At 73.6% G+C, this 14,018-nt stretch carries 13 protein-coding genes; 2 read left to right on the forward strand and 11 right to left on the reverse strand.

The window, feature by feature from the left end:
* Positions 1–55 precede the first annotated feature (55 nt).
* The 7 genes from ligA to ACFYXU_RS01095 all read right to left on the reverse strand — a co-directional run bounded on the left by ligA (position 56) and on the right by ACFYXU_RS01095 (position 7,483).
* The gene (ligA, locus tag ACFYXU_RS01065) at positions 56–2,236 is read right to left on the reverse strand and encodes an NAD-dependent DNA ligase LigA (RefSeq protein ID WP_376513571.1); all 2,181 of its coding nucleotides are present in this window, start codon (positions 2,234–2,236) and stop codon (positions 56–58) included.
* Positions 2,237–2,252: 16 nt separating this feature from the next.
* On the reverse strand, positions 2,253–3,242 hold the full coding sequence (locus ACFYXU_RS01070) for a methionine synthase (RefSeq protein ID WP_389456724.1): 990 nt from the start codon (positions 3,240–3,242) through the stop codon (positions 2,253–2,255).
* 11 nt (positions 3,243–3,253) lie between these two features.
* Positions 3,254–3,952, reverse strand: a complete 699-nt coding sequence (locus tag ACFYXU_RS01075) for an SDR family oxidoreductase (RefSeq protein WP_389456130.1) — start codon at positions 3,950–3,952, stop codon at positions 3,254–3,256.
* Between the two features lie 14 nt (positions 3,953–3,966).
* Complete coding sequence (locus tag ACFYXU_RS01080; RefSeq protein ID WP_389456132.1) at positions 3,967–4,542, reverse strand: hypothetical protein; 576 nt, start codon at positions 4,540–4,542, stop codon at positions 3,967–3,969.
* On the reverse strand, positions 4,539–6,347 hold the full coding sequence (locus tag ACFYXU_RS01085; protein WP_389456134.1) for an alpha/beta hydrolase: 1,809 nt from the start codon (positions 6,345–6,347) through the stop codon (positions 4,539–4,541). Before ACFYXU_RS01085 ends, ACFYXU_RS01080 begins: the two co-directional genes overlap by 4 nt.
* Positions 6,344–6,766 carry a hypothetical protein gene (locus ACFYXU_RS01090; protein ID WP_389456136.1) on the reverse strand — a complete coding sequence of 141 codons (423 nt, stop codon included), beginning with the start codon at positions 6,764–6,766 and terminating at the stop codon, positions 6,344–6,346. The genes ACFYXU_RS01085 and ACFYXU_RS01090 overlap by 4 nt, the downstream gene beginning before the upstream one ends.
* A 183-nt stretch (positions 6,767–6,949) precedes the next feature.
* Positions 6,950–7,483, reverse strand: a complete 534-nt coding sequence (locus ACFYXU_RS01095) for a TIGR00730 family Rossman fold protein (RefSeq protein WP_376513562.1) — start codon at positions 7,481–7,483, stop codon at positions 6,950–6,952.
* Between the two features lie 78 nt (positions 7,484–7,561).
* Between ACFYXU_RS01095 and ACFYXU_RS01100 the strand changes: the two genes are divergently transcribed.
* Positions 7,562–8,116, forward strand: a complete 555-nt coding sequence (locus tag ACFYXU_RS01100) for an alpha/beta hydrolase (RefSeq protein ID WP_389456138.1) — start codon at positions 7,562–7,564, stop codon at positions 8,114–8,116.
* Here ACFYXU_RS01100 and mnmA read toward each other — a convergent pair.
* The gene (mnmA, locus tag ACFYXU_RS01105; protein ID WP_389456140.1) at positions 8,113–9,231 is read right to left on the reverse strand and encodes a tRNA 2-thiouridine(34) synthase MnmA; all 1,119 of its coding nucleotides are present in this window, start codon (positions 9,229–9,231) and stop codon (positions 8,113–8,115) included. The two genes, ACFYXU_RS01100 and mnmA, sit on opposite strands and share 4 nt — an antisense overlap.
* Before the next feature lie 61 nt (positions 9,232–9,292).
* Between mnmA and ACFYXU_RS01110 the strand changes: the two genes are divergently transcribed.
* A complete protein-coding gene (locus ACFYXU_RS01110) occupies positions 9,293–9,967 on the forward strand; it encodes an N-acetylmuramoyl-L-alanine amidase (RefSeq protein WP_389456726.1) in 675 nt (224 codons plus the stop codon).
* 52 nt (positions 9,968–10,019) lie between these two features.
* Here ACFYXU_RS01110 and ACFYXU_RS01115 read toward each other — a convergent pair whose 3' ends face one another.
* The 3 genes from ACFYXU_RS01115 to ACFYXU_RS01125 form a co-directional block, all read right to left on the reverse strand.
* On the reverse strand, positions 10,020–11,183 hold the full coding sequence (locus ACFYXU_RS01115) for a cysteine desulfurase family protein (RefSeq protein WP_329850390.1): 1,164 nt from the start codon (positions 11,181–11,183) through the stop codon (positions 10,020–10,022).
* Between the two features lie 858 nt (positions 11,184–12,041).
* A complete protein-coding gene (locus ACFYXU_RS01120; protein ID WP_389456143.1) occupies positions 12,042–12,893 on the reverse strand; it encodes a thioesterase family protein in 852 nt (283 codons plus the stop codon).
* A 23-nt stretch (positions 12,894–12,916) separates the two neighbouring features.
* Complete coding sequence (locus tag ACFYXU_RS01125) at positions 12,917–13,594, reverse strand: trimeric intracellular cation channel family protein (RefSeq protein ID WP_329850394.1); 678 nt, start codon at positions 13,592–13,594, stop codon at positions 12,917–12,919.
* Positions 13,595–14,018: the final 424 nt, after the last annotated feature.

Consider the following 14,018-nt stretch of genomic DNA (forward strand, 5'->3'; position numbering starts at 1 on the left):
CCCGTAACGATCTGGTATGCGCCGAACGGGTGAGCTTCCAGGGGGCGTCGGGAGGCTACTCGGCGACCGGGACCGCGGCCTCCCGAGCGGCGTCGGGTCCCTGTTCGAGCAGGACGGAGAAGCCTTCCTCGTCCAGAACCGGAACCTTCAGCTGCATCGCCTTGTCGTACTTCGAACCAGGGTTTTCACCCACCACGACGAAGGCGGTCTTCTTCGAAACGGAACCGGTCACCTTCGCTCCGAGCCGCTGGAGGGACTCTTTTGCGCCATCCCTGGTGAACTTCTCCAGCGTCCCCGTCACCACGACCGTCAGGCCTTCCAGCGGACGCGGGCCCTGGTCCTCGCCGGCCCCCTCGTCCTCCAGGCTGACCCCGGCGGCCCGCCACTTGCGCACGATCTCGCGGTGCCACTCCTCGGAGAACCACTGCTTCACCGCCGCCGCGATGATCCCGCCGACGCCGTCGACGGCCGCCAGCTCCTCCTCGCTCGCCTGCTCGATCCGCTCCAGCGAGCGGAACTCCCGGGCCAGCGCCTCGGCCGCGACCGGCCCCACGTGCCGGATGGAGAGCCCGTTGATGAAGCGGGCGAGCGGGCGGGTCTTCGCCGCCGCGATGTTCTCCAGCATGGCGAGCGCGTTCTTCTTCGGCTCGCCCTTCTGGTTGGCGAAGACCGTGACGATCTTCTCCTCGCCGGTCTTCGGGTCCCGCCTGGGCAGTCCGCTGTCCGGGTCGAGGACGTACGCCTTGATCGGCAGCAGCTGCTCGATCGTCAGGTCGAAGAGGTCGCCCTCGTCCACCAGCGGGGACTCGGCGGGCTCCAGCGGCCGGGTCAGGGCCGCGGCGGACACCGCGCCGAAGTTCTCGATGTCCAGGCACTGGCGCCCGGCGAGGAAGAAGAGACGTTCACGCAGCTGGGCCGGGCAGGTGCGGGCGTTGGGACAGCGGAGGTCGATGTCGCCCTCCTTCATCGGCTTCAGCGGCGTCCCGCACTCCGGGCAGTCGGCGGGCATCACGAACTCCCGCTCGGTGCCGTCCCGCAGGTCGGCGACCGGGCCGAGGATCTCGGGGATGACGTCACCGGCCTTGCGCAGCACGACCGTGTCGCCGATCAGCACGCCCTTGGCCTTGACGACCTCCTGGTTGTGAAGGGTCGCGAACTCGACCTCGGAGCCGGCCACGGTCACCGGCTCGACCTGGGCGTACGGGGTGACGCGCCCGGTGCGGCCGACGCCGACCTTGATGTCGACGAGCTTGGTGTTGACCTCCTCCGGCGCGTACTTCCAGGCGATGGCCCAGCGCGGGGCGCGCGCGGTGGAGCCGAGACGGCCCTGGAGGGGGATCTCGTCGAGCTTGACGACCACCCCGTCGATCTCGTGCTCCACGGAGTGGCGGTTCTCCCCGAAGTACGCGATGAACTCGCGCACGCCGTCGAGCGAGTCGACCACCCGGTTGTGCCGGGCGGTGGGCAGGCCCCACTCGCGGAGCAGCTCGTACGCGTGGGAGAGGCAGTCGATGTCGAAGCCCTCGCGGGCGCCGATGCCGTGCACCACCATGTGGAGCGGGCGCGAGGCGGTGACCTTCGGGTCCTTCTGCCGGAGCGATCCCGCGGCCGCGTTGCGCGGGTTGGCGAAGGGCTTGTCGCCCGCCTCCACCAGGCGGGCGTTGAGCGCCTCGAAGCCCTCCATCGGGAAGTAGACCTCGCCCCGGATCTCCACCAGGTCCGGGATCCGCTCGCCGCGCAGCCGCTCGGGGATGTCGGTGATCGTCCGGACGTTGGGCGTGATGTCCTCGCCGGTGCGGCCGTCGCCGCGGGTGGCGGCGCGGGTCAGCCGCCCGTGCTCGTACGTGAGGTTGACCGCGAGGCCGTCGACCTTGAGCTCGCACAGGTAGTGGTAGCCGGGCGAGCCGACGTCCCGGGCGACGCGCTCGGCCCAGGTCGCGAGCTCCTCCTCGTCGAAGGCGTTGTCCAGGGAGAGCATGCGCTCCCGGTGCTCGACGGCGGTGAACTCGGTCTCGTACTGCCCGGCCACCTTCTGGGTCGGCGAGTCCGGCGTCCGCAGCTCCGGGTACTCCTCCTCCAGCGCCTCCAGCGCGCGCAGGAGCCGGTCGAACTCGCCGTCGCTGACGACCGGCTGGTCCTTCACGTAGTACCGGAAGCGGTGCTCCTCGACCTGCTCGGCCAGGTCGGCGTGCTTCTCCCGTGCCTCGGCGGGCAGAGCCCCCTGTTCGACTGCCACCGTTCTCGTCCTCCCGTTACTCAGGGTTGTCCGCGAGCGACCGTGCCGCTCTGGAGCAGTGGGCGAGCGCCGCCCGGGCGTAGCCGGGCGAAGCGCCCGCCAGCCCGCACGTCGGGGTGACCACCACGGACTCCGCGAGAGTCCCCGGATTCAGCCCCAGCCTGCGCCACAGCGTCCTGACTCCCATGACGCTACCGCCCGGGTCGGACAATGCCGTGTCGGTGGACGGCACCACACCGGCGAAGAGCTTCGTCCCGCCCTCCACGGCCTCGCCGATCGCCTCCTCGTCACGTTCGGTGAGGAGCGAGAAATCGAACGAGACGCCCGCCGCGCCGGCCCGCCGCAGCAGGGCGAACGGCACGTCCGGCGCGCAGGAGTGGACGACCACGGGCCCGTCGTGCACGGCCATGACGTCCCGCAGGGCGCTCTCGACGACCTGGCGGTCGACGGCCCGGTGGGTGCGGTAGCCGCTCGCGGTGCGGATCTGCCCGCGCAGCACGGCGATGAGCGAGGGCTCGTCGAGCTGGAGCACGAGGTCGGCGCCCGGGACGCGCCGGGCGACGTCCGCCAGGTGGGCGCGGAGGCCCTCCGCGAGGGAGCCGGCCAGGTCGCGGCGGGCTCCGGCGTCGCCGAGGGCGGCCTCGCCGCCGCGCAGCTCCAGGGCCGCGGCGAGCGTCCACGGGCCGACGGCCTGGACCTTGAGCGGGCCCTCGTAGCCCTGGGTGAACTCCTCCAGGGCGTCGAGGTCCTCGCCGAGCCAGGAACGGGCGCGCTTGGTGTCGCGGCCGGGCCGGTCGCTGATCCGCCAGCCGCTCGGCTCCACGTGCGCGTAGAGGTCGACGAGCATCCCGGTCGTCCGGCCGATCATGTCGGCGCCGGGGCCCCGGGCGGGCAGTTCGGCGAGGTACGGGAAGTCCTCGAAGGACCCCGTGACGGTCTTGGCCGCCTCGCGGGCGTCGCCGCCGGGCAGGGAGCCGACGCCGGTGGCGGGGCCGAAGAGCTTCATGTCACCCACGTCTACCGCCCCGGGCGCACGGTGAGGTCGTTGATCTCCGCGTCGCGCGGGAGGTCGATCGCCGTGAGGATCGCCGTCGCGACGGACTCGGGATCGATCCAGCGGGAGGCGTCGTACTCCTTGCCCTCCTGCTGATGGACCTTCACCTGCATGGGGCTGGCGGTGCGGCCGGGGTAGACCGAGGTCACCCGGACGCCGTGGGCGTGCTCCTCGTGGCGCAGCGAGTCCGCGAGCGCCTTCAGGCCGTGCTTGGAGGCGGCGTACGCGCCCCACTCGGCGTGCGCGTTGAGCCCGGCGCCCGAGTTCACGAAGACGACGTGGCCCTGGGAGAGCCGCAGCTGGGGCAGGAAGTGCCGGGTCAGCTCGGCCGGGGCGACCAGGTTGACGTTCAGCTGGTGGTGCCAGGTCTTCGGGGTGAGCTCCCCGACCGGTCCCAGGTCGACGACGCCCGCGATGTGCAGCAGGGTGTCCACCCGGTCCGGGAGGCTCTGGTGCGAGAAGGCCCAGGACAGCCGGTCCGGTTCGGCCAGGTCCCCGACGAGCGTCCGCGCGCCGGGGAACAGCGCGGCGAGCTCCTTCGCCCGCCCCGCGTCGCGCGCGTGGAGCACGAGCTCGTCCCCGCGCGCGTGAAGACGGCGCGCGACGGCGGCGCCGATGCCGGAACCGGCTCCGGTGATCACATGTGTAGCCATGGGAGCCATGCTCCCATCCGCAGTCAGCCGGAGGGGGCGGGGGCGGGAGCCGTGGCGGACCAGAAGTCGGAGCGGGCGTGGGGGGTGGGGATCCGGCCGTAGGGGTACGCGGGCCCGCTGGGCTCGGAGGCGGGTTCGGCGACGTCCGACTTTTCGACGCACGGGGTGGTCACGTCGAAGAAGGCCTGGCCCTTGTAGGCGACCTCCACGGACAGGCGGAAGTCCTCCGGAGTCCTGGCGAAGATGGCCGGCGCGTCCTGGCTCCGGTTCACACCGGTGATCTCGTAGCCGGACTTCTTCCAGAAGCGCTCGATCACGCCGAGGAAGCTCCCGCGCCGCTGTGCGGAGACGACCGTCGTCACCGCCCGCCGCCGGGTCACCGTACAGCTGCCGCTGGTGGTCGTGTCATGCGCCCACTGGACCTCGGGCACGACCGCGCCCAGCGTCGCGTCCAGCATCGCGTCCGCGCGCTCCGCCGCTTCCTGCATGTTCATGTCCGCCCTCGCTCCGCTGCCGACCTGCGCTCCGCAGCCCGCCAGGGCCACGCCTGCCAGGGTGACGGGGACGACGACCCCGGCGGTCCGCCCCAGCCTCTTCATCGGTGTTCCTCCGTGGTGATCTCGTCGGACCGCCCGGCCACGATCCTCGCGATGTTCTTCGCCGACTCGGGGTCCTGCTCGGGCGTGAAGTACCGGGAGTGGGCGCCGAACGCGCCCGCTTCCCGGATCATGGCCGGTCCGTCGTCGACCTTGAAACGCCGCGCTCCGAAGGCCTCGCTCGCCGGATCCTTGCCGAAGTACACGTCGTCGTCGCCGACGTCGAAGAGGTCCCGTCCGACGAGAACGCCCGCCGGGCCTCCCACCACCCAGCCCAATGCCGCCTCGTCCCGCGACGGCAGATGCGTCACGGGGTCGTTGTCGGCGGCGCCGACGAAGACGTGGTCCGCCCCGACTCCCAGTTCCGTCGCTTTCTGCGCGTCCACGCCGGGGCTGCCGAGCAGGATGATGTCGTCCGCTCCGGGGATCCCGCCGGGCTGCCGGGCGGCCGTGCCCACGGTGAGCGAACCGTAGGAGTGTCCGATCGCCGTCACATGCGGGTCCGGGTTCTCGTTGGTCGCCGAGAGCCCCGCCATGAACCGGTTGTACGCGGGGGCGCCCCGTTGAGCGTCCCCCTCGGACATGACGTCGACGTTCTGCGGGGCGTCGTAGCCGAGCCAGACGATGGAGGCGCTGGAAGGATCATGGCGCCGGGCGCCCTTGGCCGTGTCCTGCGCCCGCTTCATCGTGTCGTCGACGAAGTCGCCGTCGAGTCTGGTCCCCAGGCCCGGGACGTACGCCGACACGTTCTTCGCCGTGTCCGGGTCGCCGTACGAGACGATCGCCCGCCCGTTGCCCTCGGCGCCGATGCCCAGCAGGAACATCGGCGGGTCGCTCGGGCTCCTCAGCCGGGCCTGGATCCTGCGGAGCGCGTCGAGCTTGGTGGCCGCGTCCTCGCCGCCCCGTCGGGACAGCTCGTCCATGAGGACCGGCAGGTAGGTGCGGTTCGCCTCGTCGCGCGCGGCGGCCGGGATGCCGTCCAGGCCGCCCACCAGGTCCGGCGCGACCTCCAGGTACTCCTGGCGCTGTTCGTCGCTCAGGCCGTCCCACCACTTCTTGCGCTCGGCGGGGCTCCGGTCCTCCGGAACGCCCGCGCCCAGGTGCCTTCCGGCGGTCGCACGGACGTCGGCGGTGTCGCGGAAGACGTCCTTCAGGGTGGCCTCGGTGACGTCGAGACCCTTCTCCGCCCTGAGGCCGCCGAGGGTCCGCGCGTACCGGGCGTCGATCTCTCGCGCGGACCGAACGGCGCGGGCGATCCGGTCCGCCACGTCCTGGGCCTTCGCCGCGTTCGGGTTGAGCGGCGCGAAGCCCCGGAAGCCCGGGTCCACCGGCGACGTCCCGCCGAAGCCGGGGCCTGGGGGTTCCAGAGGCAGGCGGGAGCTGCCCCGGACGCTGCTGCCCGGCGCCTCCCTCTCCGCCCCGGTCAGGTCCTCGACCGGGGCCGCCGGATAGCTCACGGAACCGTCCTCGTGGACGGTGAAGTGCAGGGCGGCGGCGTCCGCGAGGGCCTGCTTCAGCCGGTTCTGCGGCTCGGCGAGATCACCGGCGAGACCGTTGAGCGCCGTCCGCACCAGGCCGCACTCGCCGTGCAGGTACTGGAAGTTGCGGCTCAGGCGCCGGAGCCGGCCGAGCGCGGCCTCGGCCGATTCGCTCTCCTGCGTCTCGCGGAGCTTCGCGGACATCGCGCGGTCGACGCGGACGCGGTCGGAGTCCGAGCGGTTCGACACCTCGTGCCAGGTGTCGCCCGCGTCCGTGAGTGCGGCGGTCCTGAGGTCGCGGAGCAGCCGCCAGGTGAGCGTTCCGGTCACCGTCGGTCGCCCGCCGTGCCGCCGCCGTCGACGTCCTTGAAGGACCTCTCGACGGCGGTCTCGGTCTCGCCCATCTCCTTGGCGACCGTCAACAGGGTCCCGTCGAGCTGCTCGCACTCGTCGCGCAACGCCTGCAGGCGTTCCTCCCAGGACGTCCGCACGCTCCTGAGCACCGCGACGGAGGTGAGACCGGCGGCTGCGGCCTCGATGCCCTCGTGCCCGGGGCCGAGTGCCGACCGGCTCGTCTCGGCACTCGTACGGAGGTCGCCGGCGGTGCCGGAGGCGCTGGTCCAGGGTCCGCGGCTGTGCCGGAGCCGGCCGCTCGCACCCCCGCCGGTTCCCGCCGAGGCGAGGCCCCCCACGGCCCCTCCACCGTCGGCAGGGCCGAAGAGCTGCTGCCAGCGCTCTGTGTACGACACCGTCTCCCCCGTCTGTCCGGCCTGCGGTCCTCGCGCCGCACGACGCTAGCGAGGTCGCGATCGCGAACGCAATCGCGAACGGGTTCCGGCGGAGAAAATGGCTGGAGTAGGTAGGGAATGACGGGGATCAGCCATCAGGGCAGTCGAACGTACATTGCAGAAGCATCCGCAGAAACGTTCTCCTCAGCTCAGGGCGGACTCCAGGTGGGCGAGGGCCGCGGGGGCGTCGTCCGCGAAGTGGGCGAGGGCGGCGAGGGGGAGCGGGAGGAAGCCCTCGTCCTCCATGCGGCGGAACTGGGCCCTCAGTCCGTCGTAGAAGCCCTCCGTGTTGAGGAGGACGACCGGCTTGGCGTGCTTGCCGTGCTTCTTCAGCTCCAGGATCTCGGTGGCCTCGTCGAGGGTGCCCGTGCCGCCCACCATGACCACGATCGCGTCGCACTTGGCGAGGAGCAGTGCCTTGCGCTCGGCCAGGTCCCCGGCGACGACCATCTCGTCGGCGTTCGGCCGGGCCTTGTGGGCGAGGAAGTCCACGGAGACGCCGACGAGCCGGCCGCCCGCGTCCTGGACGCCGTCCGCGACGACCTTCATGAGGCCGGTGTCGGAGCCGCCCCAGACCAGGGTGTGGCCGGCCTTGCCGAGGAGCGTGGCGAACTCGCGGGCGGGGGCCGTGTAGCGCTCGTCGAGGTCGGCGGCGGAGAGGAAGACGCAGATGTTCATGGCCTCCACCGTAGGCGGTCGCCGAAAAGGTCCGGCGGGCGGCGATGAGTTTCCGCGACGGCCCCGGTCTGCCCTGCCATGGACGAGGTGAGCAGGGGCCGTGTCGTGTCGCGGGACGGTACGGAGATCGCGTACGAGCGGTACGGGGCAGGGCGGGCCGTCGTGCTCGTGGACGGGCCGGACGGCGCCGGGCGGGTGCTCGCCGGGCTGCTCGCCCGGCGCTTCCGCGTCGTGACGTACGAGCGGCGCGGAGCCGCCGCCGTGGAGCGGGAGATCGAGGACCTGGCGGCCGTCCTGGGGGCGGCGGGTCCGGGCGCGGCCCTGCACGGCGCCGGGACGGGAGCCGTCCTCGCGCTCGCCGGGGCGGCGGCGGGGCTCCCGGTCGGGGCGGTGTCGGTGTACGAGCCGGAGCCGCTCGCGGACGGACTCGTACGGACGGTCCACACGCGCGTGCTCGTGGTCGACGGGGGCGCGAGCCCGGCGGCGGTCCGGCGGACGGCCCGCGACCTGTCGGCCGCGCTCCCCCGGGCCCGGCACCGCACCCTGACCGGGCAGACGGGCGAGGTGGCCCCGCACGTCCTGGCCCCGGTCCTGGCGGAGTTCCTGGAGGAGCCCCCGGAGGGGGCCGTCTAGGCGGTGGCGGTCTCGGCGGTGCGCCGGGTGGTCGTGGCGATGGTCGCCGAGCCCACCACGCGCGTGCCGTCGTACAGGACGATCGCCTGCCCGGGCGCCACGCCGCGGACCGGCTCGTCGAAGGAGACCCGCAGCTCGCCGTCCTCCATCGCCGCGCTCACCGGCGTCTCTCCGCCGTGGGCGCGGAGCTGGGCGGTGTAGCGGCCGGGGCCCTCGGGGGCGGTGCCGCACCAGCGGGGCTTGATCGCGGTGAGCGCGGTGACGTCGAGCGCCTCGGCGGGGCCGACGGTGACCGTGTTGTTCACCGGCGAGATGTCGAGGACGTAGCGGGGCTTGCCGTCCGCCGCCGGGTGGCCGATCCGCAGGCCCTTGCGCTGGCCGATGGTGAAGCCGTACGCGCCCTCGTGGCTGCCGACCTTCGTCCCCGACTCGTCGACGATGTCGCCGTCCGCCTTGCCCAGGCGGGCGGCGAGGAAGCCCTGGGTGTCGCCGTCGGCGATGAAGCAGATGTCGTGGCTGTCGGGCTTCTTCGCGACCGCGAGCCCGCGCCGCTCGGCCTCCGCCCGGATCTCGTCCTTGGTGGTGAGGGTGTCGCCGAGCGGGAACATCGCGTGCGCCAGCTGCTTCTCGTCGAGCACGCCGAGCACGTACGACTGGTCCTTGGCCATGTCCGAGGCCCGGTGCAGCTCGCGGGTGCCGTCCTCGTTCAGGACGACGGTGGCGTAGTGGCCGGTGCAGACCGCGTCGAAGCCGAGGGCGAGCGCCTTGTCGAGGAGCGCCGCGAACTTGATCTTCTCGTTGCAGCGCAGGCACGGGTTGGGCGTGCGGCCCGCCTCGTACTCCGCGACGAAGTCGTCGACGACGTCCTCGCGGAACCGCTCGGCGAGGTCCCACACGTAGAAGGGGATGCCGATGACGTCGGCCGCCCGGCGCGCGTCGCGCGAGTCCTCGATGGTGCAGCAGCCGCGCGCTCCGGTGCGGAAGGACTGAGGGTTCGCGGAGAGGGCCAGGTGCACGCCGGTGACGTCGTGGCCGGCTTCGGCGGCGCGGGCGGCGGCGACGGCGGAGTCCACCCCGCCGGACATGGCGGCGAGGACGCGGAGAGTCTTAGTCATAGCCCCACCAGGGTACGGGGCCGCGGGAACCGAGGTCGCGGTGGTGAGCGTTCTCGGTGGCATGGGGAGCAAGCCGAAGGGCAAGGGGAGCGGGGCGGACGGCCGGCGGGTGGGCCGCCGGGCCGTACTGATCGGTGGCGCGGCCGCCGCACTGGGCACGGCCGCGCTGGCCAGGGACGAGCTGGGGCGGCTGTGGTGGCGGCTGCCGGGGATGGAGAAGAAGCGCGTCGAGGGCGTGCTCGACCACAAGGGCGCCGAGTGGACCTCGGCGGCGCGGGCGAACTGGCGGCGGGCCGACCGGCCGGACGACTACACCGTCGACCGGGTCGTGATCCATGTCGTCCAGGGCAGCTACGCGTCCGCCCTGAAGGTCTTCAAGGACCCCTCGCACGGGGCCGCCGCGCACTACGTGGTCCGCAAGGACGGCCATGTGGCGCAGATGATCCGGGAGCTCGACGTCGCGTTCCACGCCGGGAACCGCGACATGAACGAGCGGAGCGTCGGCATCGAGCACGAGGGCTTCGTCGACCGGCCGCAGGACTTCACGACGGCGATGTACGAGGGGTCGGCGCGGCTCACCGCCGACATATGCGCCCGGTACGGGATACCCGTGGACCGGGAGCACATCATCGGGCACGTCGAGGTCGAGGGCACCGACCACACCGACCCCGGTCCGCACTGGGACTGGGAGCGCTACATGGAGCTCGTCCGCAGGGCCCGCTCGCGGCTCGGCTGAGGCCGGCGGACGTCGGCTGAGGCCGGCGGACGTCAGCTGAGGTCCGCGGGCGTCAGCTGAGGCCGGCGGTGCGGGCGCGGTCGACGGCGGGGCCGATCGCCCCGGCGACGGCCGCCACGTCCTCCTTGGTGGAGGTGTGACCGAGGGAGAAGCGCAGCGTGCCGCGGGCCAGGTCGGGGTCGGTGCCGGTGGCGAGCAGGACGTGGCTGGGCTGGGCGATCCCGGCGGTGCAGGCGGAGCCGGTGGAGCAGGCGATGCCGGCGGCGTCGAGCAGCAGGAGCAGGGAGTCGCCCTCGCAGCCGGGGAAGGTGAAGTGGGCGTTGGCTGGGAGACGGCCGACCGGGTCGCCGCCGAGGATCGCGTCGGGCACGAGCTCCCGGACGGTGGTCACGAGCTCGTCGCGCAGGGCGCCGACCTCGCGGGCGAACTCCTCCTGCCGCTCGGCGGCGAGCCGGGCGGCGACGGCGAAGGCGGCGATCGCGGGCACGTCGAGGGTGCCGGAGCGGACGTGCCGCTCCTGTCCGCCGCCGTGCAGCACGGGAACGGGGGTGTGCTCGCGCCCCAGGAGCAGGGCGCCGATGCCGTACGGGCCGCCGATCTTGTGGCCGGAGACCGTCATCGCGGCGAGTCCGGATGCGGCGAAGTCGACCGGGATCTGACCCAGCGCCTGGACGGCGTCGGCGTGCAGGGGGACGCCGGACTCGGCGGCGACGTCGGCGAGTTCACGGATCGGCATGATCGTGCCGATCTCGTTGTTCGCCCACATGACGGTGGCCAGGGCGACGGATCCGGGGTCGCGGGCGATCGCCTCGCGCAGGGCGTCGGGGTGCACGCGGCCGTGGGCGTCGACCGGGAGGTACTCGACGGTGGCGCCCTCGTGGGTGGCGAGCCAGTCCACGGCGTCGAGGACGGCGTGGTGCTCGACCGGGCTGGCCAGGACGCGGGTGCGGCGGGGGTCGGCGGCGCGGCGGGCCCAGTACAGGCCCTTCACGGCGAGGTTGTCGGCCTCGGTGCCGCCGGAGGTGAAGACGACCTCGCTCGGCCGCGCGCCGAGTGCGGCGGCGAGGGTCTCGCGCCCCTCCTCGACGGTCCGCCGGGCGCGCCGTCCGGCGGCGTGCAGGGAGGAGGCGTTGCCCGTGACGGCGAGCTGGGCGGTCATCGCCTCGATCGCCTCGGGCAGCATGGGCGTGGTCGCGGCGTGGTCGAGGTAAGCCATGGTGGGTCGATTCTACGAGCCCGGGGTGGCGGGTCCGGCGCCTGGCCTGTTCTGGGGGGGGCGGTTCTCGGCCGCGGGGCCTCCGGCTGGGGGGCCTTGGCGGTCCGGTGGGGAGCGCGGGCCCTGCGGTGCGGGCGGCGGCCCCGCCCGTCGTGGGCCTGCACCGCGCCGTTGTGGACGGCGCCCTCGCCGACCCCCGTTGTGGCCGCGCCCACCGTTGAGGGCGGGCGCCCCGCCCGTTGTGGGCATGCGTTCCGCCGGGGCGGAACGGGTGGGCACAACGGACCCGCGCCCTGCCGGCGCCAGAGGCTGTCGCGCCCTGACCCGCACCCCCGTGCACGGTCACTGGGCGGTGCGGGTCAAGGCGCAGGACGCGGAGGCGCCGCGAAGGGGCGCCGTCCCGTGTGCCCACCCTCCCCCAAGCTCTCGGCTTCGCTCGAGCAGGGGGGACCCCCATCGCCCCAGCGGGACGATTGCCCACACGGGCAGCGGGCGCAGCCCGCACGGGGCGAGGCACGCCCACAACGGGCACGGGCCCGCTCGGGCGCGGCACGCGCAGGGCGGGGGCGAAGGCCCACGCAGGGCGCAGGCACGCGGGCACGGGGGCGAAGGGCCCGCAACGGGTGGCGCGTGCACAGGAGCGGGGCTCAAGCCCGCGCCAGGGGGCGGACACGCGCGGGGTGCAGGCCCGGACGGGGACGTGGGAGGCGGGCGCGGGCCGTAGCGACGGAGGCCCGCAAGGTGCCGGGGGCCGGGGCGGGAACCCTCCGGGTCCTGGGGCCTGGCACTGCCGGGGCCCGCCCGGTCCAGTGGCCCGCCGAGTGCGGGGTCAGGGGCCGGGCACGCCAAGTGCAGGAGTCAGGCGCGGGGGGCTCGGGCGAGTTGGCGGGACTGGGCCACCAGGCGGTTCGCGGTGTCCCAGACCTCCGCGTCCTCCTCCAGGAAACCGCCCGCCAGGTTCCGCGTGGTGATCGAGACCCGCAGCAGGCCCGGGGCCGGACGGCAGCGCACATGGGTCGTGAGCTCGACCGTCGGCGTCCAGCCCTGGAGACCCAGTTCGAAGGAGGTCGGCGGCAGCGCGTCGACCGCGAGCAGCAGCGAGAGGGCGTCGGGCTCGCGGCCGTCGGCCAGGCCGAACCACGCCCGCATCTCGCCCCGGCCCGAGGGCGCGCCGACCGCCCAGCCGACGCAGGACGGGTCCAGGCGGAGGTCCAGGCGGTCCGCGATGGCGGAGGAGCCGGGGATCCTCGGGGCCGGGTTGTCCGCCGCGCTGAAGCAGTTCTCGATCGGGGCCATCTCCGGCGGCGTCGCGGAGGTGCGGACGTCGTCGGGGAGCGCGTCGAGGTCCCCGTACGAGGCGAGCACGCGGATGCGCTCGACCTCGGTGCCGTCCTCGGCGTACTGGAAGAGGGAGGCCTGGCCGGTGGAGAGCGTGCGGCCGGATCGGACGGTCTGCGTCCGGATCACCGCGGGGCCCGGCACGGACGGCGTGAGGTAGTGCGCCGAGATCGTGAACGGGTCCGGGTGCGGGAGGTGGTCGCCGAGGGCGCGGCCGAGCAGGGCGAGGAGGTAGCCGCCGTTGACGGCGTGGATGATCGTCCAGCCGGCGGAGAGCTCGGCGTCGTACACGCCGGTCTCCCTCAGGGTGACGGCGGTGTCGCGGTCGAACTCGCTCGTGACGGCGGCGGCCGGCTCGGTGCTCGTGCTCATGGCTCCGACGGTACCGCAGGTAGCTACTGAGCGGTAGCTTTTTCGGGTTCCTCGCTCGCGGACGAGCGCCGGTTCCAGGCGCGGGGCGCCCGCCACTCGAAGCGCAGGGCGAGCAGGCGCAGGACGAAGGCGGTCACGACGGCGGTGCCGCTCGTGAACGCGTTGAGGGTGTCGAACCGGATGCACAGCACGACCATCGTCGCGCCCACGATCGCCGGGACGGCGTACAGGTCCCGGTCCCAGCGCAGCAGCGACGGGACCTCGTTCGCCAGCACGTCCCTCAGCACACCGCCGCCGACCGCGGTCGCCAGGCCCAGCGCGGCGGAGGAGGTGAGGCCCAGGCCGTAGTCGTACGCCTTGATCGTGCCGGTCACGCAGAACAGCCCGAGGCCCGCCGCGTCGAAGACGTTCACCGCCGTCTGGGTGCGCTCGACCTCCGGGTGGAGGAAGAAGACGAGGACCGCCGCGATCAGCGGCATCAGGAAGTAGCCGAGATCGGTGAAGGCGGCGGGGGGTACGGCGCCGATGACCAGGTCGCGGAAGAGACCGCCGCCGAGGGCGGTGACCTCGGCGAGGACGGCGATGCCGAAGACGTCGAAGTTCTTGCGGACGGCGAGGAGGGCGCCGGAGATGGCGAAGACGAAGATGCCGACGAGGTCGAGGGCGTGTTGGACGGAGGGGGTGAACAGTTCGTGGAGCACGGGGTCATTGTCCCGGGTGCGGCGGGGTGGGGCGGCCGGTGTGGTGGGGGCGGCCGCGTCGGCTGCGGGACGGTGGCCCTGGGCCCGCGCGTGTGGGGGACGCGGCTACGCCCGAGCCCCGTCCCGTGTGGGGCCCGCGGCGGCGCCGGCGTGGTGCTCCCGCGCCCGCGTGGGCCTTCGCCCGCCCCCGTGTGGGCAATCGTCCCGCTGGGCGGGACGGGTGGGCACACGGGACGGCGCCCCTCAGCGGCGCCTCCGCGAACTGTGCCCTGGCCCGCACCACCCAGTGACCGTGCACGGAGGTGCGGGTCAGGGCACAAGGGCCTCCCGCGCCGGCAAGGGCGCCGTTCCGTTGTGCCCACCCTCCCCCAAGCTCTCGGCTTCGCTCGAGCAGGGGGGACCCCCATCGCCCCAGCGGAACGAT

The sequence above is a fragment of the Streptomyces sp. NPDC002232 genome (genome assembly GCF_042890295.1).
Classification (GTDB): domain Bacteria; phylum Actinomycetota; class Actinomycetes; order Streptomycetales; family Streptomycetaceae; genus Streptomyces.

Bases quoted from the DNA above. Each gene is read 5' to 3' on its own strand.
- ACFYXU_RS01080 (WP_389456132.1), bottom strand. From the start codon at position 4,542: ATGAAGAGGCTGGGGCGGACCGCCGGGGTCGTCGTCCCCGTCACCCTG.
- ACFYXU_RS01095 (WP_376513562.1), bottom strand. From the start codon at position 7,483: ATGAACATCTGCGTCTTCCTCTCCGCCGCCGACCTCGACGAGCGCTAC.
- ACFYXU_RS01100 (WP_389456138.1), top strand. From the start codon at position 7,562: ATGGACGAGGTGAGCAGGGGCCGTGTCGTGTCGCGGGACGGTACGGAG.
- mnmA (WP_389456140.1), bottom strand. From the start codon at position 9,231: ATGACTAAGACTCTCCGCGTCCTCGCCGCCATGTCCGGCGGGGTGGAC.
- ACFYXU_RS01115 (WP_329850390.1), bottom strand. From the start codon at position 11,183: ATGGCTTACCTCGACCACGCCGCGACCACGCCCATGCTGCCCGAGGCG.
- ACFYXU_RS01120 (WP_389456143.1), bottom strand. From the start codon at position 12,893: ATGAGCACGAGCACCGAGCCGGCCGCCGCCGTCACGAGCGAGTTCGAC.
- ACFYXU_RS01070 (WP_389456724.1), bottom strand. From the start codon at position 3,242: ATGAAGCTCTTCGGCCCCGCCACCGGCGTCGGCTCCCTGCCCGGCGGC.
- ACFYXU_RS01075 (WP_389456130.1), bottom strand. From the start codon at position 3,952: ATGGCTCCCATGGCTACACATGTGATCACCGGAGCCGGTTCCGGCATC.
- ACFYXU_RS01110 (WP_389456726.1), top strand. From the start codon at position 9,293: ATGGGGAGCAAGCCGAAGGGCAAGGGGAGCGGGGCGGACGGCCGGCGG.